Source organism: Rhodococcus sp. ABRD24, assembly GCF_004328705.1.
GTDB lineage: Bacteria > Actinomycetota > Actinomycetes > Mycobacteriales > Mycobacteriaceae > Prescottella.
In genome coordinates this window covers 4,480,193-4,498,627 of sequence record NZ_CP035319.1, presented here as the reverse complement: position 1 = coordinate 4,498,627, position 18,435 = coordinate 4,480,193, and the positions used below count along the sequence as shown (strand labels likewise).

The 18,435-nt window shown below is 62.7% G+C and carries 13 protein-coding genes and 3 rRNA genes; 4 read left to right on the top strand and 12 right to left on the bottom strand.

The window, feature by feature from the left end:
• Nucleotides 1-76 precede the first annotated feature (76 nt).
• Nucleotides 77-1,270, bottom strand: coding sequence for an acetyl-CoA C-acetyltransferase (locus tag ERC79_RS20070; RefSeq protein WP_131580137.1), 1,194 nt, complete (start codon nucleotides 1,268-1,270; stop codon nucleotides 77-79).
• 90 nt (nucleotides 1,271-1,360) lie between these two features.
• Between ERC79_RS20070 and mce the strand changes: the two genes are divergently transcribed.
• Together mce and ERC79_RS20060 are read left to right on the top strand one after the other, a co-directional pair.
• Nucleotides 1,361-1,840, top strand: a complete 480-nt coding sequence (gene mce / locus ERC79_RS20065; protein WP_131580136.1) for a methylmalonyl-CoA epimerase — start codon at nucleotides 1,361-1,363, stop codon at nucleotides 1,838-1,840.
• 98 nt (nucleotides 1,841-1,938) lie between these two features.
• Nucleotides 1,939-2,892 carry a hypothetical protein gene (locus ERC79_RS20060; protein ID WP_131580135.1) on the top strand — a complete coding sequence of 318 codons (954 nt, stop codon included), beginning with the start codon at nucleotides 1,939-1,941 and terminating at the stop codon, nucleotides 2,890-2,892.
• On the opposite strand, the gene ERC79_RS20055 is transcribed toward ERC79_RS20060, so the two are convergent.
• A complete protein-coding gene (locus ERC79_RS20055; RefSeq protein ID WP_131581370.1) occupies nucleotides 2,889-3,164 on the bottom strand; it encodes a hypothetical protein in 276 nt (91 codons plus the stop codon). The two genes, ERC79_RS20060 and ERC79_RS20055, sit on opposite strands and share 4 nt — an antisense overlap.
• 92 nt (nucleotides 3,165-3,256) lie before the next feature.
• A complete protein-coding gene (nucS, locus tag ERC79_RS20050; RefSeq protein WP_131580134.1) occupies nucleotides 3,257-3,946 on the bottom strand; it encodes an endonuclease NucS in 690 nt (229 codons plus the stop codon).
• A gap of 43 nt (nucleotides 3,947-3,989) precedes the next feature.
• Between nucS and ERC79_RS20045 the strand changes: the two genes are divergently transcribed.
• Nucleotides 3,990-5,543 (top strand): adenylate/guanylate cyclase domain-containing protein, encoded by a 1,554-nt coding sequence (locus ERC79_RS20045; RefSeq protein ID WP_131580133.1) that lies wholly within the window; start codon nucleotides 3,990-3,992, stop codon nucleotides 5,541-5,543.
• Nucleotides 5,544-5,666: 123 nt separating this feature from the next.
• On the opposite strand, the gene rrf is transcribed toward ERC79_RS20045, so the two are convergent.
• The 4 genes from rrf to murA all read right to left on the bottom strand — a co-directional run bounded on the left by rrf (nucleotide 5,667) and on the right by murA (nucleotide 12,704).
• Nucleotides 5,667-5,783: ribosomal RNA gene (gene rrf, locus ERC79_RS20040) — 5S ribosomal RNA — on the bottom strand.
• Between the two features lie 131 nt (nucleotides 5,784-5,914).
• A 23S ribosomal RNA gene (locus tag ERC79_RS20035) occupies nucleotides 5,915-9,043 on the bottom strand.
• Between the two features lie 328 nt (nucleotides 9,044-9,371).
• A 16S ribosomal RNA gene (locus ERC79_RS20030) occupies nucleotides 9,372-10,888 on the bottom strand.
• Together the 16S, 23S and 5S rRNA genes form the textbook arrangement of a ribosomal RNA operon.
• A gap of 553 nt (nucleotides 10,889-11,441) precedes the next feature.
• Nucleotides 11,442-12,704: a UDP-N-acetylglucosamine 1-carboxyvinyltransferase gene (murA, locus tag ERC79_RS20025; RefSeq protein ID WP_131580132.1), complete on the bottom strand. Its 1,263-nt coding sequence runs from the start codon at nucleotides 12,702-12,704 to the stop codon at nucleotides 11,442-11,444.
• A gap of 55 nt (nucleotides 12,705-12,759) precedes the next feature.
• Between murA and ERC79_RS20020 the strand changes: the two genes are divergently transcribed.
• Nucleotides 12,760-13,338 carry a cob(I)yrinic acid a,c-diamide adenosyltransferase gene (locus ERC79_RS20020; RefSeq protein ID WP_131580131.1) on the top strand — a complete coding sequence of 193 codons (579 nt, stop codon included), beginning with the start codon at nucleotides 12,760-12,762 and terminating at the stop codon, nucleotides 13,336-13,338.
• Nucleotides 13,339-13,409: 71 nt separating this feature from the next.
• On the opposite strand, the gene ERC79_RS20015 is transcribed toward ERC79_RS20020, so the two are convergent.
• The 5 genes from ERC79_RS20015 to atpA are packed head-to-tail and all read right to left on the bottom strand — an operon-like array spanning nucleotide 13,410 to nucleotide 18,377.
• Nucleotides 13,410-13,832, bottom strand: coding sequence for a DUF2550 domain-containing protein (locus ERC79_RS20015; RefSeq protein ID WP_131581368.1), 423 nt, complete (start codon nucleotides 13,830-13,832; stop codon nucleotides 13,410-13,412).
• Between the two features lie 45 nt (nucleotides 13,833-13,877).
• On the bottom strand, nucleotides 13,878-14,246 hold the full coding sequence (locus ERC79_RS20010; protein ID WP_131580130.1) for a F0F1 ATP synthase subunit epsilon: 369 nt from the start codon (nucleotides 14,244-14,246) through the stop codon (nucleotides 13,878-13,880).
• Nucleotides 14,247-14,252: 6 nt separating this feature from the next.
• Nucleotides 14,253-15,701, bottom strand: a complete 1,449-nt coding sequence (gene atpD / locus ERC79_RS20005) for a F0F1 ATP synthase subunit beta (RefSeq protein ID WP_131580129.1) — start codon at nucleotides 15,699-15,701, stop codon at nucleotides 14,253-14,255.
• Between the two features lie 3 nt (nucleotides 15,702-15,704).
• A complete protein-coding gene (locus tag ERC79_RS20000) occupies nucleotides 15,705-16,685 on the bottom strand; it encodes a F0F1 ATP synthase subunit gamma (protein ID WP_131580128.1) in 981 nt (326 codons plus the stop codon).
• Between the two features lie 48 nt (nucleotides 16,686-16,733).
• Nucleotides 16,734-18,377 (bottom strand): F0F1 ATP synthase subunit alpha, encoded by a 1,644-nt coding sequence (gene atpA / locus ERC79_RS19995; RefSeq protein ID WP_131580127.1) that lies wholly within the window; start codon nucleotides 18,375-18,377, stop codon nucleotides 16,734-16,736.
• Nucleotides 18,378-18,435 lie beyond the last annotated feature (58 nt).

Genomic DNA, 18,435 nt, shown 5'->3' with positions numbered 1-18,435 from the left:
TGCCCGAAAAGCTACGACGCCCCGTAGTTGAGACTGGTCACAGTCCCTTCCACGGGGCGTCGCGAGAGCGAACGAACTACTTCTTCGGCACCCGGACGATCAGGGCGTCGCCCTGTCCGCCGCCACCGCACAGCGCGGCCGCACCGACACCGCCGCCACGGCGCTGCAGCTCGAGCACCAGATGCAGCGCGATGCGCGCGCCGGACATGCCGAGCGGGTGACCGATCGCGATCGCACCACCGTTGACGTTCACCTTCGCCGCGTCGATACCCAGCTCACGGGTGGACGCGATGCCGACGGCCGCGAACGCCTCATTGATCTCGATGACATCGAGATCCTTCGGGTCGATCCCCTCACGTTCACACGCGCGGGCGATCGCGCGGGCCGGCTGGGACTGCAGCGTCGAATCGGGACCGGCAACGACGCCGTGCGCGCCGATCTCCGCGATCCACTCGAGACCCAACTCCTCGGCCTTGGCCTTGCTCATCACGACCACAGCCGCGGCACCATCGGAAATCTGCGACGCGGTACCGGCGGTGACGGTGCCGTCCTTCGCGAACGCCGGACGCAGCTTGGCCAGCGACTCGACGGTGGTATCGGCGCGGATACCCTCGTCCTCGGTCACGACGATCGGCTCACCGCGGCGCTGCGGGATCGTCACCGGCACGACCTCGTCAGCGAACAGCCCGTCCTTCCACGCGCGAGCGGCGTTCTGGTGCGAGGCGGCCGCGAACGCGTCCTGCTCCGCGCGCGTGATGCGCTGGTCGGCGTCCTGGTTGCGCTGCTCGGTCAGGTTGCCCATCGGCTGGTCGGTGAAGATGTCGTGCAGGCCGTCGTAGGCCATGTGATCGCGCAGCGTCACATCGCCGTACTTGAAGCCCTCACGGCTCTTCTCGAGCATGTGCGGGGCGCGCGACATCGATTCCTGGCCACCGGCGACGACGACGTCGAACTCGCCTGCGCGGATCAGCTGGTCGGCGAGCGCGATCGCGTCGACACCCGAGAGGCACACCTTGTTGATCGTGAGCGCGGGGACATCCATCGGGATTCCCGCGGCCACAGCGGCCTGGCGCGCCGGCATCTGCCCCACGCCTGCGGTGAGTACCTGGCCCATGATCACGTACTGCACCTGGTCGGGGGCGACGCCCGCCTTCTCCAGGGCACCCCTGATCGCTACACCGCCGAGGTCGGACCCCGACAGATCCTTCAACGATCCGAGCAGCCGTCCAACCGGGGTCCGGGCCCCGGCGACGATGACAGAAGTGGTCACGATTCCTCCAGCAGTCGATCAGTGTGCGGGCAGCGACCGAAGCCGCGACCCGGCGCGAACTACACAAACCGTAGCGCTACCGTCTTTTACATGACATCTTCCTCCCCCAATCCCGCCGTGAACGGACTGACCTCCGACCTGGTCACCGCGATCGATCACGTCGGCATCGCGGTGCCGGACCTCGACGCTGCGGTCGCGTGGTACGGCAAGCACCTCGGCATGGTCAACATGCACGAGGAGGTCAACGAGGAACAGGGCGTGCGCGAGGCAATGCTCGGGTTCCCCGGCCAGGCGGCCGGCGCCACCGCGATCCAGCTCCTCGCCCCGTTGAACGAGACCTCCACGATCGCGAAGTTCATCGACCGCAGCGGGCCGGGCCTGCAGCAGCTGGCGTACCGCGTCACCGACCTGGACGCGATCAGCGCGCAGCTCCGCGCCGACGGCGTCCGACTGCTGTACGACGCACCGCGCCGCGGCACCGCAGACTCACGCATCAACTTCATCCACCCGAAGGACGGCGGCGGTGTGCTCATCGAGCTCGTCGAACCGGCGTCCGACGGTGGTCACTGACGCGGATTTTCCGGCGCCACCGCGGTGTGGGACAGGTGTGACGACACCGGTCCCACTCCGTGGGCGCTGATGGCGTCGCCGCCGGTAGATTGGCAGTCATGGCCTACGATCACGACCGCGGCATGCCGTTCACCATCGTCCGCAAGGGATACGACAAAGACGAGGTTCGGCGTTACTTCGACCGTTTCGACGCCGAGCTCCGCCTCATCGCGACCGACCGCGACGCCGCAGCCGCGCAGGCGCGCGAACTGGCCAAGCAACTCGAGGACGCACGCGACGAGATCGACGATCTACGGCGCGATATCGATCGCCTGTCCGTCCCGCCCACCACAGCCGAGGGCATGAGCGACCGTATCTCCCGTATGCTGCGCCTCGCCTCCGATGAGGCTTCCGAGGTGCGCGCAAAGGCCGAAGCCGAAGCCGCGGAAATGGTCTCGGTTGCCGAGCAGGAGAGCGCACGTCTGCGCCGACAGTACGAATCGAAGATCGCCGAGCTCGAGGAGCGCCGCCAGGAGCTCGAGCGCGAGCACGAGCAGACCATGGACACCGCGCGTGCCGAGGCGACAAGGGTTGTCGAGGCCGCCCGGGCCGAGCAGGACAGGCTGACTGCCGAGGCCGAGGCCAAGCGCGCACAGGTGCAGCAGGACTTCGAGATCACGATGGCAGAGCGACGCGCGAAGGCCCTGGCCACCATCGAAGATCGCGAGACGACGAGCAAGGCGGAGGCCCACCGCCGTCTCACCGACGCCAGCCAGGAGGCGCAGCGCCGACTGCAGGTCGCGACGGAACAGGCCGAACGCCGCATCGCCCACGCCAAGGAACTCGCCGAGGAACTGCGCGTGCTGCGCGGCCGAATCCTCGCCCAGCTCCTGGGAATTCGCGGTCAGCTCGATTCGGTTCCGGCGATGCTGGCCTCGGTCAACCGCGAGAGCGAGCTGCTCGACAACGTCGCCGAGGTTACGGCCGACGACTCCTCCGACAAAGACAAAGACAACGCCGACGACAACGACTCACCGGACGCCGACACGCAACAGATCGCCGCGAAGAGCTAGGACCAGCGCCGCGTCAGGCCCCGGGTGCTGCGGCCCGACCAGCACCCGGTATGCCAATGCCTACGGTCGTCCGCTCCCCCGGGATCGGACGGCCACGCGACGATGTGTGCGACGCCCGGACGCACCTCTTGGTCGCATCCCGGGCACCGGTAGCTCTTTGTCGCGCGGGCGCCCGGAACCTGACGCACCAAGTAGCGTTCGCCCTCGTCGCCCGCCGGCCCCGATTCCTCACGCGCGAGGGCGTTTCCGAACAGGCTTCCCCCGGACCCGATGTCACTGTCGACAGGACGGGCTGGCTTGCGGGGCTGGTTACGGCGCGGCACCCCAACAGTCTAGGCACCGCAGCCCGACCTCCCGTGGACCGTCAGAACAGGCGGAACTCTGTACTTTCCGTACCGCGCAACGCCTCGTAATCCAGAACCAGGCAACGGATGCCACGGTCCGTGGCCAGGGTCTTGGCCTGCGGCTTGATCTGCTGAGCGGCAAACACGCCGGTGACCGGCGCGAGCAACGGATCGCGGTTGAGCAGTTCGAGGTATCGGGTCAGCTGTTCTACGCCGTCGATCTCGCCGCGCCGCTTGATCTCGACGGCCACCGTCGCGCCGTCCGCATTGCGGCACAACAGATCCACCGGACCAATGGCCGTCATGTACTCGCGCCGGATCAGGGAATATCCGTCGCCCAGAGTCTCGACATGCTCGGCCAACAGCTCCTGCAGGTGTGCCTCCACACCGTCCTTCACCAGGCCGGGGTCCACACCGAGTTCGTGGCTCGAGTCGTGCTCGACCTCCTCGATGGTGATCCGCAGTTCTTCACCGGCCTTGTTGGTCACGACCCACAGCTGCTGAGCGGCGCCTTCGGAATCCTCCCCGCCAGCGGTCTCGACCAACCAGCACGGCGGACTCATCCAGTTGAGCGGCTTGTACGCGCGGTCGTCGGCGTGGATGCTCACGGATCCATCCGCCTTGATCAAGAGAAGCCGACGCGCCATCGGCAGGTGGGAGGTCAAACGGCCGACATAGTCGACCCGGCAACGAGCAATGACAAGACGCACTGGCCCACCCTAGAGGATCGAGTCGGACTAGTCTCGAACGACCATGAACCCGCGCCGAGCCCCCGACACTCCGCTGGGCTCCCGCCTGCTCGGAACGCCGTCGGAAACGCCGAGGATCAGGCGAATCCGGGTGCAGGGCCTCCTGACGGCGTCGCTCGTAGGAGCCAACATCGTGGGTGCCTGTGTCGTCGCGATGCTCGTCACACTCGTGGTCCCCGGGCCCGAACTGTTCGACAGCCGCTTCTACTTCCTCAACTTCGTCGTCGTCCCCGTGTATCTCGCGATCGCGCTGATCGTCGGAACGATCAAGGGGACCACCCGCGCACTGCACAGCCTCCGCTGGATCGTCGAAGATCGGGAGCCGACCCACCGCGATCGGCTGGCCGCCCTGACTATGCCGCGACGATTGACCAAGATGCAGATCGGCCAGTGGTCGATCGCGCTCGTGTTCCTCACGGCCGTATACGGAATCGTCGATCCCGAGACCATTCCGAAGATCGGCTTCACGATCGCATTCGGCGGCGTCACCGTGTGCGCCTTCAGCCACGTGTTCAGTGAATTCGCGTTGCGCCCCGCCGCCGCAAGGGCACTCGAGGCCGGACGGCGGCCCGACATCCGTCTCGGCGGTGTCGTCGGGCGGACGATTCTTGCCTGGATTCTCGGCACCGGGGTTCCGGTGACCGGACTGATGATCGTCGCGGTCTACAGCTATTTCAGCAACGACACCGACCGCATGGAGGTCGTCGTGTCGGTCCTTGGCCTGGGGTCCATCACCATCTTCTTCGGACTACTGTTGCTCCTCCTCAACGCACGCGCGATCGTCGCACCGATCCGGGCGGTCAAGTCGGGTATGAGCAGGATCGAACAGGGCGATCTCGACATGTCGGTAGTCGTGTACGACGGCACCGAACTCGGTGAACTGCAGTCGGGGTTCAATCGGATGGCCGAGGGGCTCCGCGAGCGTGAACAGATCAGGGATCTGTTCGGTCGCCACGTCGGGCACGACGTCGCTGCGGCCGCGCTCGTCGCTCCCCCGACACTCGGTGGCGAAGAACGCGAGGTGGCAGTGTTCTTCGTCGACCTCATCGGGTCGACCGAACTCGCCGCGTCCCGGCCGCCGGGCGATGTGGTCGCTCTGCTCAACCGATTCTTCGAGGTGGTCGTCGACGAAGTCGATCGGCACGGCGGGTTCGTCAACAAGTTCGAGGGCGATGCTGCCCTCGCGGTGTTCGGCGCGCCCCGCAATCTCACCGACGCGGCCGGCCAAGCGCTGGCCGCCGCCCGGGCCGTTCGCAGGCGACTACCCATCGAGGTACCCGAATGCCGCGCCGCCATCGGCGTCGCCGCGGGTACCGCCGTCGCGGGCAATGTCGGGGCCAGGGAACGTTTCGAGTACACCGTGATCGGAGATCCCGTGAATGAGGCAGCCCGGCTGTCGGAGCTGGCGAAATCCGACCCGAATGCGCTACTCGCGTCGTCCTTCGCGGTCGCGGCGGCGCGTCAGGAGGAGGCGAAACACTGGGCACCGGGCCGCACGATAGTCCTCAGAGGGCGTTCCGCAGCCACCCGGCTAGCGCATGCGGTCGATTCGAACTAGCCGTTCCCGAATAGAACCACTTCGTCGGTACGCGCACCACAGGCATTCAGAGTTGAACTGGCCCTCGATATAGAAATGCCGAAGGCCCCCACGGTGATCCGTGGGGGCCTTCGGTGAAAAGGTGTTCGGCGGTGTCCTACTCTCCCACACCCTGTCGAGTGCAGTACCATCGGCGCTGGAGGGCTTAGCTTCCGGGTTCGGAATGGGACCGGGCGTTTCCCCTCCGCTATGGCCGCCGTAACTCTATGAAACTGTCACACATTCACCTCTCCCCGCCCGAACCATCCGTCGACCCGAAGGCTTCGGAATGTGGGGGGTGAATGATATCTGTGTGTTGTTTCAGATACCGCACAGTGGACGCGTAGCTTCTTTGTGGTAAGTCCTCGGCCTATTAGTACCAGTCACCTCCATCCGTTACCGGACTTCCAGTTCTGGCCTATCAACCCGGTGGTCTGCCGGGGGCCTTACCCCCTCGAAGGGGTGAGAAACCTCATCTTGGAACAGGCTTCCCGCTTAGATGCTTTCAGCGGTTATCCCTTCCGAACGTAGCTAACCAGCAGTGCTCCTGGCGGAACAACTGGCACACCAGAGGTTCGTCCGTCCCGGTCCTCTCGTACTAGGGACAGCCTTCCTCAAGTTTCTAACGCGCGCGGCGGATAGAGACCGAACTGTCTCACGACGTTCTAAACCCAGCTCGCGTGCCGCTTTAATGGGCGAACAGCCCAACCCTTGGGACCTACTCCAGCCCCAGGATGCGACGAGCCGACATCGAGGTGCCAAACCATCCCGTCGATATGGACTCTTGGGGAAGATCAGCCTGTTATCCCCGGGGTACCTTTTATCCGTTGAGCGACACCGCTTCCACTTGCCGGTGCCGGATCACTAGTCCCGACTTTCGTCCCTGCTCGACTTGTCAGTCTCACAGTCAAGCTCCCTTGTGCACGTGCACTCGACACCTGATTGCCAACCAGGCTGAGGGAACCTTTGGGCGCCTCCGTTACATTTTGGGAGGCAACCGCCCCAGTTAAACTACCCACCAGGCACTGTCCCTGAACCAGATCATGGTCCGAGGTTAGATATCCAATACGATCAGAGTGGTATTTCAACAACGACTCCACGAACACTGGCGTGCCCGCTTCACAGTCTCCCACCTATCCTACACAAACCGAACCGAACACCAATACCAAGCTATAGTGAAGGTCCCGGGGTCTTTTCGTCCTGCCGCGCGTAACGAGCATCTTTACTCGTAATGCAATTTCGCCGAGTCTGTGGTTGAGACAGCAGAGAAGTCGTTACGCCATTCGTGCAGGTCGGAACTTACCCGACAAGGAATTTCGCTACCTTAGGATGGTTATAGTTACCACCGCCGTTTACTGGGGCTTAAATTCTCAGCTTCGCCATCACTGGCTAACCGGTCCTCTTAACCTTCCAGCACCGGGCAGGCGTCAGTCCGTATACATCGTCTTACGACTTCGCACGGACCTGTGTTTTTAGTAAACAGTCGCTTCTCTCTGGTCTCTGCGGCCCCCACCAGCTCACGGAGCAAGTCCGATCACCAGCGAAGGCCCCCCTTCTCCCGAAGTTACGGGGGCATTTTGCCGAGTTCCTTAACCACAGTTATCTCGATCGCCTTAGTATTCTCTACCTGACCACCTGTGTCGGTTTGGGGTACGGGCCGTGTGAAAGCTCGCTAGAGGCTTTTCTCGGCAGCATAGGATCACTGAATTCGCCTCAATCGGCTACGCATCACGTCTCAGGCTGTATGCGACCCGGATTTGCCTAGGTCACGCCCTACACGCTTACACCAGTATTACCACTGACTGGCTCAGCTACCTTCCTGCGTCACCCCATCGCTTGGCTACTACCAGATCGGTTCACACGCATCCACCACCCACCGTCCCGAAGGACAACGAATAGCTTCAGGGTGCTTAGCATCACTGATTCACCAGGGGCGCGTTCACACGGGTACGGGAATATCAACCCGTTGTCCATCGACTACGCCTGTCGGCCTCGCCTTAGGTCCCGACTCACCCTGGGCGGATTAACCTGGCCCAGGAACCCTTGGTCATTCGGCGGACGAGTTTCTCACTCGTCTTTCGCTACTCATGCCTGCATTCTCACTCGTGTGGCCTCCACACCTGGATCACTCCGGCGCTTCCATGGCCACACGACGCTCCCCTACCCATCCACACCACTGCACATCCCCCCGCAAGGGAACATGGGTGTTATGCGAATGCCGCAGCTTCGGTGGTGTACTTGAGCCCCGCTACATTGTCGGCGCAGAATCACTTGACCAGTGAGCTATTACGCACTCTTTCAAGGGTGGCTGCTTCTAAGCCAACCTCCTGGTTGTCTTCGCGACCCCACATCCTTTTCCACTTAGTACACGCTTAGGGACCTTAGCTGGCGATCTGGGCTGTTTCCCTCTCGACTACGAAGCTTATCCCCCGCAGTCTCACTGCCGCGCTCTCACTCACCGGCATTCGGAGTTTGGCTGATTTCGGTAAGCTTGTGGGCCCCCTAGACCATCCAGTAGCTCTACCTCCGGTGAGAAACACGCGACGCTGCACCTAAATGCATTTCGGGGAGAACCAGCTATCACGGAGTTTGATTGGCCTTTCACCCCTACCCACAACTCATCCCCTCAGTTTTCAACCTAAGTGGGTTCGGGCCTCCACGACGTCTTACCGTCGCTTCACCCTGGCCATGGGTAGATCACTCCGCTTCGGGTCTAGAACATGCCACTACGAACGCCCTATTCAGACTCGCTTTCGCTACGGCTACCCCACACGGGTTAACCTCGCGACATGTCACTAACTCGCAGGCTCATTCTTCAAAAGGCACGCCATCACCCCCCACCCGAAGGTGCAAAGGCTCTGACGGATTGTAAGCGCACGGTTTCAGGTACTATTTCACTCCCCTCCCGGGGTACTTTTCACCTTTCCCTCACGGTACTAGTCCGCTATCGGTCACCAGGGAGTATTCAGGCTTATCGGGTGGTCCCGACAGATTCACAGCAGATTTCACGGGCCCGCTGCTACTTGGGTGTCCACTACGACAGTCGTCATGTTTTCGTCTACGGGATTCTCACCCTCTACGACAGGCCGTTCCAGACCACTTCGACTAACACAACGATTTCTTACTGTCGGCCGACTCGGCAGAATCGACAAAATGAATCCCACAACCCCACGAATGCAACGCCTGCCGGCTATCACACATCCACGGTTTAGCCTCTTCCGCTTTCGCTCGCCACTACTCACGGAATCACTGTTGTTTTCTCTTCCTGTGGGTACTGAGATGTTTCACTTCCCCACGTTCCCTCCACACGCCCTATATATTCAGGCGCGGGTAACCACACATCACTGTGGCTGGGTTTCCCCATTCGGACATCCTCGGATCTCAGCTCGGTTGACAGCTCCCCGAGGCTTATCGCAGCCTCCTACGTCCTTCATCGGCTCCTGGTGCCAAGGCATCCACCGTACGCTCTTCATTACTTACAACAAAGATGCTCGCGTCCACTGTGCAGTTCTCAAACAACACACCCCACTCGAACTCCGCCAGCACCATGCCCACCACCGAAGTAGTGCGGTCTGCCTGACATCCGAACAGGATCGTCTCTCCTTCGAGGAAACACTCACGTGTTCTCTCAGGACCCAACAGTATGCCGATATATCACCTGCCGAACAACCATCATGGCCATCCGATACGCAGACGAAACAGTCAGTGTTCCACCCATGAGCAACCGCAGTGAAACATGTGTTCACTCAACGGCCTCTGCCTCACTCCCCCAACACCTACGTGCTGGTCCGAGAAGGAGATGCTCCTTAGAAAGGAGGTGATCCAGCCGCACCTTCCGGTACGGCTACCTTGTTACGACTTCGTCCCAATCGCCGATCCCACCTTCGACGGCTCCCTCCACAAGGGTTAGGCCACCGGCTTCGGGTGTTACCGACTTTCATGACGTGACGGGCGGTGTGTACAAGGCCCGGGAACGTATTCACCGCAGCGTTGCTGATCTGCGATTACTAGCGACTCCGACTTCACGGGGTCGAGTTGCAGACCCCGATCCGAACTGAGACCGGCTTTAAGGGATTCGCTCCACCTCACGGTATCGCAGCCCTCTGTACCGGCCATTGTAGCATGTGTGAAGCCCTGGACATAAGGGGCATGATGACTTGACGTCGTCCCCACCTTCCTCCGAGTTGACCCCGGCGGTCTCCTGCGAGTCCCCACCATTACGTGCTGGCAACACAGGACAAGGGTTGCGCTCGTTGCGGGACTTAACCCAACATCTCACGACACGAGCTGACGACAGCCATGCACCACCTGTATACCGACCACAAGGGGGGCCGTATCTCTACGGCTTTCCGGTATATGTCAAACCCAGGTAAGGTTCTTCGCGTTGCATCGAATTAATCCACATGCTCCGCCGCTTGTGCGGGCCCCCGTCAATTCCTTTGAGTTTTAGCCTTGCGGCCGTACTCCCCAGGCGGGGCGCTTAATGCGTTAGCTACGGCACGGATCCCGTGGAAGGAAACCCACACCTAGCGCCCACCGTTTACGGCGTGGACTACCAGGGTATCTAATCCTGTTCGCTACCCACGCTTTCGCTCCTCAGCGTCAGTTACTGCCCAGAGACCCGCCTTCGCCACCGGTGTTCCTCCTGATATCTGCGCATTTCACCGCTACACCAGGAATTCCAGTCTCCCCTGCAGTACTCAAGTCTGCCCGTATCGCCTGCAAGCCAGCAGTTGAGCTGCTGGTTTTCACCGACGACGCGACAAACCGCCTACGAGCTCTTTACGCCCAGTAATTCCGGACAACGCTCGCACCCTACGTATTACCGCGGCTGCTGGCACGTAGTTGGCCGGTGCTTCTTCTGCAGGTACCGTCACTCTCGCTTCGTCCCTGCTGAAAGAGGTTTACAACCCGAAGGCCGTCATCCCTCACGCGGCGTCGCTGCATCAGGCTTTCGCCCATTGTGCAATATTCCCCACTGCTGCCTCCCGTAGGAGTCTGGGCCGTGTCTCAGTCCCAGTGTGGCCGGTCGCCCTCTCAGGCCGGCTACCCGTCGTCGCCTTGGTAGGCCATTACCCCACCAACAAGCTGATAGGCCGCGGGCCCATCCTGCACCAGTAAACCTTTCCAACCTCCACCATGCAGTAGAGGCTCATATCCGGTATTAGACCCAGTTTCCCAAGCTTATCCCGAAGTGCAGGGCAGATCACCCACGTGTTACTCACCCGTTCGCCGCTCGTGTACCCCGAAGGGCCCTACCGCTCGACTTGCATGTGTTAAGCACGCCGCCAGCGTTCGTCCTGAGCCAGGATCAAACTCTCCGTTGAAGACTCTAGATTACGCAGCCGAAGCCACCAATCAGTCATAGACATCGAGTCAAATCACTAGCAAAAAAACTCAAACTAGCTATTGCGCTGACCATCCCAGACGGAAGAATGGAACAATCAGCAAACCCACACCCAAAAAAGATGCGGGGCACCAAAATAATTGGCACTGACATTCATCGACACACTGTTGAGTTCTCAAAGAACACGCGCACACCACCACTCCGAACCCACAGGCTCATCGTTTCGGGGCAACTGTTCCAGCCTAACCAGATCAACACCCGAACGCAAATCCGAGATCCTGAACCAGTCGAAGCAGATTCGCCAGGCGCTCTCCGTACAACCTCGTTTTCCCAGTCCCTCAGGCCCGGGTCGGTGTCCGTGTCGCTCTGACCTGGAATAAGTTACGCGAATCAGACGATCATTGCCAAATCGCCTGGTCATGGGTGTTCGACGTCAAGTTCCCGCAGGTCAACTGCCCCGAAACCGACCGGACTTCCCGATCGACGAATTGTGATGGCCCACACACCTCGACTCGGCCTGGACACCCCCTGGTTCAGCCCTCATCGCTCACCCTGCGAATGTCGCCGCCGAGTCCGGACAGATCCTCCACGAACCGGGGATAGCCACGGTCGATGTGATAGACGTCGTGGACCTCTGTCATTCCATCGGCGACCAGGCCCGCAAGCACGAGGCCCGCACCCGCACGAATGTCGGACGACCACACCGGAGCACTCGACAGCTCCGGGACCCCGCGCACCACCGCGTGGTGTCCGTCAGTTCGCGCGTCTGCTCCCAAACGGATCATTTCCTCGACAAAACGGAAACGCGCCTCGAACACATTCTCGGTGATCATCGACGTACCGTCGGCGATCGAAGCCAGACCGATCGCCATCGGCTGCAGATCGGTCGGAAATCCCGGGTACGGGAGCGTCGCGAAGTTCACCGCCTGCGGCCGCGACGGTTGCATCACCCGGAAACCATCCGGTTGGACACTTACCTGGGACCCCGCAGATCGAAGTTTGTCGAGCACCAGCGACAAATGCTTCGGATTGACTCCACGTACGAGCACGTCGCCGCGAGTCATCGCTGCTGCGATCCCCCAGGTTGCCGCGACGATCCGGTCGCCGATCACCCTGTGCGTCGTCGGATTCAACCTCTCGACACCGCGAATGGTCAGTGTCGTCGACCCGGCACCGGCGATCTTCGCGCCCATCCGGGTGAGCATGTTGCACAGATCGACGATCTCTGGCTCGCGGGCCGCATTGTCGATCACCGTCTCGCCCTTCGCGAGCACCGCGGCCATCAGAATGTTCTCGGTTGCGCCCACGGACGGGAACGCCAGACGGATGTTCGCGCCGTGCAGATCGTCGGCCTCGGCGACGACACACCCGTGCTCGATCTCGCTGTGTGCTCCGAGCAGGCGCAATCCTGACTGGTGCATGTCCAGAGGGCGAGATCCGATCGCATCACCGCCCGGGAGCGCTACCACGGCCTTCCGGCACCGCGCCACCAGAGGCCCGAGGACACACACCGATGCACGGAACTGACGGACCGCCGCAAAGTCCGCGTGATACTTCGGCTGTGCCGGCGTCGTGACCGTCGCTACGGACCCATCGAGCACGACCTCGCAACCAAGCCCGCGCAACACCTCTGCCATCAGAGGTACGTCGAGGATGTCGGGGCAGTTGCTGATGACGCTGGTCCCCTCGGCCAACAATGTCGCGGCCATCAGCTTCAGGACGCTGTTCTTCGCACCGCCCACCGGTACCTCACCGACTAGTCGGTTTCCACCAGTGACAAGAAAGCGTTCACTCACAGTGACACAGCCTAACCAGCATGGGCGTCCCTTGGCTGGGCGGTACCGTTACCGCATGGCTGTGCACTTGACTCGGATCTACACCCGCACCGGTGATGACGGGACCACCGGGCTGAGCGACTTCTCCCGCGTATCGAAGAATGATCCGCGGCTGGTCGCCTACGCCGACTGCGACGAAACGAACGCGAGCATCGGTGTCGCGCTCGCCCTCGGATCGCCTTCCGAAGAAATCGTAGAAGTCCTTCGACAGATCCAGAACGACCTCTTCGACGGTGGTGCGGACCTCTCTACTCCGGTCATTCCGGATCCGAAGTACCCGCCGCTTCGCGTGACCGAGGCATACATCGATCGGATCGAAGGCTGGTGCGACCAGTTCAACGAGCGCCTCGAGCCGCTGCATTCCTTCATCCTGCCGGGCGGGACTCCGCTCGGCGCCCTGCTGCATTCTGCGCGGACGATCGCCCGGCGCGCCGAGCGCTCGGCCTGGGCGGCAGTGAACGCGAGCCCGGACGACACCAACGTGCTGCCGGCGAAGTACCTGAACCGTCTTTCGGATCTACTCTTCATCATGAGCCGCCTCGCCAATCCTGGTGGGGACGTGCTCTGGAAGCCCGGTGCCGGTGGCGGCGCATAACAAGCCCGGAACGCGAAAAAGGGAGGCCCTCGGGCCTCCCTTTTCGTATGTCCGAGCTCCTCCAGCCTCGATCAGGCCGGACGTCCGCGCATCGAACGTCCCGATGGGCGTGACTCGACCCAGGAAAGGAACGCGGTCAACGCTCCCCGGTCGAGGGCAATCTCGTACGTCCGCTCTCCGTCCGCGACAGCAAGGATCACTATCTCGTCGGTCATGATGTCGTACTCGTTGCCGTCGGGCGCGCGTCGGACGCCGACCTCGATCCCCTGTCGATTCATCCGCGTGTCCGGTCCGGGACGCAAACTCGACAGCTTGAAGAAGACGAGGGACCCTTCGCCGTAGCGCACGACGCCGTGCCTCCACCCGCTCCCGGGGGCCGCGGGGGTGATGCGCAGGATCGCGGCCGTTCCGCCGCGACGCAAGACCGTCAGCCGATACACGAAAGCCGCGACGAAGACCGCAAGCAGCACAACCAGAATGATGAGAACAACCATCCCGATCGTCACTACTTGTCGGCTCCGTCGCGGCTCGTGGACTGACTAGGCGCGCTCGACCGCACGCAGCTGACCCTTTGCGACCGCAATCGCTTCGAGGTCGTCATGCGTCTCCGCGAGCACGGCCTTGGCCGCCTCGACGTCGACGTCCTCCGCCATGTCTGCCGACTCGGCCAGGATCGTCACCGTGGTGGCGGTCACCGAGAGGAAACCGCCGTGCACGGCCGCAACCACGCGCGCACCATCGACAGTCGTGATCGCAACCACGCCGCCTTCCACCAGCTGGCCGAGGACCGGCTCATGCCCGGGCATGACGCCGATCTCACCCTCGGTCGTCTGGGCGCTGACGAGCTTCGCCGATCCAGACCAGAGTCGCTGCTCGACGGCAACGAGTTCAACGGTCATCTCAGCCATGTCGGTCTACTTTCCGGCGATCTTCTTGGCAGCGGCCTCGACGTCGTCGAGTCCGCCACAGCTGTTGAACGCCTGCTCGGGCAGGTGATCGAACTCGCCCTTGCAGACGCGGTCGAACGCCTCGATGGTGTCGCGCAGCGGCACCACCGAGCCGGGCTCGCCGGTGAACTTCTCGGCGACGATGAAGTTCTGGCCGAGGAACTTCTGGATACGACGGGCACGCCCGACGAGAACCTTGTCCTCTTCCTGAAGCTCGTCCATACCGAGAATGGCGATGATGTCCTGCAGCTCCTTGTACTTCTGCAGGATCCGCTTGACCTCGTTCGCGACACGGAAGTGCTCGGCACCGACGATGCCGGGCTCCAGGATGCGGGAGGTCGACGTCAGCGGGTCCACAGCCGGGTAGATACCCATCTGCGAAATCGGACGCGAGAGCTCGGTGGTCGCATCGAGGTGCGCGAACGTGGTGGCCGGCGCCGGGTCGGTGTAGTCGTCGGCGGGGACGTAGATCGCCTGCAGCGAGGTGATCGAACGGCCACGGGTCGAGGTGATGCGCTCCTGCAGCTCACCCATCTCATCGGCCAGCGTCGGCTGGTAACCCACGGCCGAAGGCATACGACCCAGCAGGGTCGAGACCTCGGAACCGGCCTGGGTGAACCGGAAGATGTTGTCGATGAACAGCAGCACGTCCTGCCCCTGCACATCGCGGAAGTACTCCGCCATGGTCAGCGCGGACAGGGCGACGCGCATACGAGTTCCCGGCGGCTCGTCCATCTGGCCGAAGACAAGGGCGGTGTCTTGGAGCACGCCCATCTCTTCCATTTCCAGGTGGAGGTCCGTGCCCTCACGAGTACGCTCGCCGACGCCCGCGAACACAGAGGTTCCGGAGAACTCGCGGGCGATACGGGTGATCATCTCCTGGATCAGAACGGTCTTGCCGACGCCGGCACCACCGAACAGACCGATCTTGCCGCCCTTGACGTACGGGGTAAGCAGGTCGATGACCTTGATGCCGGTCTCGAGGATCTCGGTCTTTCCTTCGAGCTGATCGAAGGCCGGGGGCTTGCGGTGGATGCCCCACTGCTCGCCGTCGCGGCCAAGGCCCGGAGTGTCGAGGCAGTCACCGAGAGCGTTGAACACGTGGCCCTTGACGACGTCGCCGACGGGAACCGAGATCGGCTTACCCGTGTCGGTCACGGCAGCGCCACGGACCAAACCGTCAGTCGGCTGCATCGAGACGGTGCGCACCAGGTGGTCGCCCAGGTGCTGGGCGACCTCGAGGGTCAGCGTCTTCGCCACGGACGGAAGAGTGACCTCCGAGTGCAGGGCGTTGAACAGGTCGGGAACATGGCCGCGCGGGAACTCAACGTCCACAACGGGACCGATGACCCGCACGACCCGGCCGGACGTTGTGTCCGCGCCGTTCGCGTTGGTTTGGGTTACTGCTGCGGTCATGTGCTAGTCACTTCCTGCGCTCGAGGCCAGCGCGTTCGCGCCACCGACGATCTCGCTGATTTCCTGGGTGATCTGGGCCTGGCGAGCCTGGTTTGCCTGACGGCTCAGGGTGTTCACCAGTTCGTTCGCATTGTCCGTCGCGGCCTTCATCGCGGTACGACGGGCGGCCGACTCCGAGGCGGCGGAGTCCAGCAGAGCCGAGTAGATACGCGTGCTGACGTACTTCGGCAGGAGTGCCGACAGAAGCGTCCCAGCCTCGGGCTCGAAGTTGTACACCGCCGTCGGTCCCGGCTTGCCCTCGTGCTGACCGTTGGACAGGATGTCCTCGCCCAACTCGATGTGGTCCTCGGTGTAGTCGACCTCGAGCGGGGCCATCCGCCGGACTTCCGGCTTCTGGGTGAGCATCGAAACGAAACGGGTGTAGACGATGTGAAGCTCGTCGACGCCCTCGATCGTGCCTTCCCCGTTCGGGGCCTCGACCTCGGCACCGGAACCGGCCATGAACAGTTCGACCAGGTGACGGCTCGCCTTGGCGGCATCCGCATATCCAGGCGCCTGGGAGAAGCCGGTCCACGCCCCACCGACGTTACGTCCGCGGAAGGTGTAGTAGCCGAGACCCTTTGAGCCGAGCACGTAGATCACAGGTTCCTTGCCCTCGGAGCGCAGCAGCTGGAACAGCTCCTCCGCCTCCTTGAGAGCGTTGGAGTTGTAACCGCCACACATACCGCGGTCACTCGTGACGACCAGCACGGCGGCACGCTTCGGGTTCTCCCGCTCGTTGAGCAACGGGTGATCGAGCGACTCCGACGCACTCGCCAGCTCCGAGAGCACCTTGGTGATCTCCTCCGCGTACGGCTTGGACGCCGCAACCCGGGCCTGTGCCTTCGTGATGCGCGAGGTCGCGATCAGTTCCTGCGCCTTGGTGATCTTCTTGGTCGAGTTGACCGACTTGATGCGAGAACGCAGTTCGCGGATGCTTGCCATCGATCGATCACTCTCCCTTCGGGTGACGCTGAGTCATGAGGTCCACGCTCACTTGCTGACAGTAGTGCGCTTGACGGTGACCTTCTCCTGGCCGACCTCGGAGGCATCGAGAGCCTCGGCCTCAGGTTCGTTCACGACACGGCTTCCGTCAGACGCAAGGAAGCCCTGCTTGAACTTGTCGGTCGCAGCCATGAGAGCCGCGGTCGAATCCGCGTCGAGGGCCTTGCCGCCCTTGATCGACTCGTAGACGCCGTCAGCATTGCGGTGCAGGTCCTCGAGGAGCTCGGACTCGAAGCGACGCACGTCGGCAACGGGAACGGAGTCGAATACGCCCTCGCCGGCGAGGTAGATCGAAACGATCTGGTCCTCGACTGCAATCGGCGAGTACTGATCCTGCTTGAGCAGCTCGACCAGACGCTGGCCGCGCTCGAGCTGAGCCTTCGAAGCGGCGTCCAGATCCGAGGCGAAGGCCGAGAAGGCCTCGAGCTCGCGGAACTGAGCCAGCTCCAGACGAAGCGAACCGGACACCTTCTTCATGCCCTTGGTCTGCGCGGCGCCACCGACTCGGGAAACCGAGATACCGACGTTGATCGCGGGGCGGATGCCCTTGTTGAACAGGTCGGACTCGAGGAAGACCTGGCCGTCGGTGATGGAGATGACGTTGGTCGGGATGTACGCCGAGACGTCGTTGGCCTTGGTCTCGATGATCGGCAGGGCCGTCAGCGAACCGCCGCCGAGTTCGTCGGACAGCTTGGCCGAACGCTCCAACAGACGGGAGTGCAAGTAGAAGACGTCACCGGGGTAGGCCTCACGTCCCGGCGGACGACGCAACAGCAGGGAGATCGCGCGGTACGCCTCGGCCTGCTTGGTCAGATCGTCGAACACGATGAGGACGTGCTTGCCCTGGTACATCCAGTGCTGGCCGATGGCCGAACCGGTGTAAGGGGCCAGCCACTTGAAGCCGGCGGAGTCGGAGGCCGGGGCAGCGACGATGGTGGTGTACTCCATCGCGCCCTGCTCCTCGAGCGCCTGCTTGACGCCGGCGATGGTGGAGCCCTTCTGGCCGATGGCGACGTAGATGCAGCGGACCTGCTGCTTCGGGTCACCGGTCGCCCAGTTGGCCTTCTGGTTCAGGATGGCGTCGACGCAGACCGCGGTCTTGCCGGTCTTACGGTCGCCGATGACGAGCTGACGCTGTCCGCGACCGATCGGGGTCATGGCGTCGATCGCCTTGATACCGGTCTGCAGCGGCTCCTCGACGGGCTGACGCTCGAGCACCGACGCGGCCTGCAGCTCGAGTGCACGGGTCTCGGTGGTCTCGATCTCGCCGAGGCCGTCGATCGGACGACCCAGCGGGTCCACGACGCGACCCAGGTAGGCGTCGCCGACCGGAACGGACAGAACGTCCCCGGTCCGCTTGACTTCCTGGCCCTCTTCGATGTGCTCGTAGTCACCGAGGACGACCGCACCGATCTCGGTGGCGTCCAGGTTCAGCGCCACGCCGAGCACACCGCCCGGGAACTCCAGCAGCTCGTTGGCCATCGCCGACGGGAGGCCGGTGATGTGAGCGATGCCGTCGCTGGTGTCGGACACCGTGCCGACCTCCTCGCGGGAGGCCTCCGGTGAGTAGCTCGCGGTGTAGTTCTCGATCGCGCTACGGATCTCGTCGGAGGAGATCGTCAGCTCCGCCATGTTTTTCCTGCTCTCGGTATCTGGTCTTCGAAAAGATCGGGAGTATGTGTTCGGTCGT

What these genes read in the sequence shown, in the direction of transcription:
- ERC79_RS20045 (WP_131580133.1), top strand. Translation starts at nt 3,990, where the DNA reads ATGAACCCGCGCCGAGCCCCCGACACTCCGCTGGGCTCCCGCCTGCTC.
- atpA (WP_131580127.1), bottom strand. Translation starts at nt 18,377, where the DNA reads ATGGCGGAGCTGACGATCTCCTCCGACGAGATCCGTAGCGCGATCGAG.
- ERC79_RS20010 (WP_131580130.1), bottom strand. Translation starts at nt 14,246, where the DNA reads ATGGCTGAGATGACCGTTGAACTCGTTGCCGTCGAGCAGCGACTCTGG.
- ERC79_RS20000 (WP_131580128.1), bottom strand. Translation starts at nt 16,685, where the DNA reads ATGGCAAGCATCCGCGAACTGCGTTCTCGCATCAAGTCGGTCAACTCG.
- atpD (WP_131580129.1), bottom strand. Translation starts at nt 15,701, where the DNA reads ATGACCGCAGCAGTAACCCAAACCAACGCGAACGGCGCGGACACAACG.
- ERC79_RS20060 (WP_131580135.1), top strand. Translation starts at nt 1,939, where the DNA reads ATGGCCTACGATCACGACCGCGGCATGCCGTTCACCATCGTCCGCAAG.
- mce (WP_131580136.1), top strand. Translation starts at nt 1,361, where the DNA reads ATGACATCTTCCTCCCCCAATCCCGCCGTGAACGGACTGACCTCCGAC.
- ERC79_RS20020 (WP_131580131.1), top strand. Translation starts at nt 12,760, where the DNA reads ATGGCTGTGCACTTGACTCGGATCTACACCCGCACCGGTGATGACGGG.
- ERC79_RS20015 (WP_131581368.1), bottom strand. Translation starts at nt 13,832, where the DNA reads ATGGTTGTTCTCATCATTCTGGTTGTGCTGCTTGCGGTCTTCGTCGCG.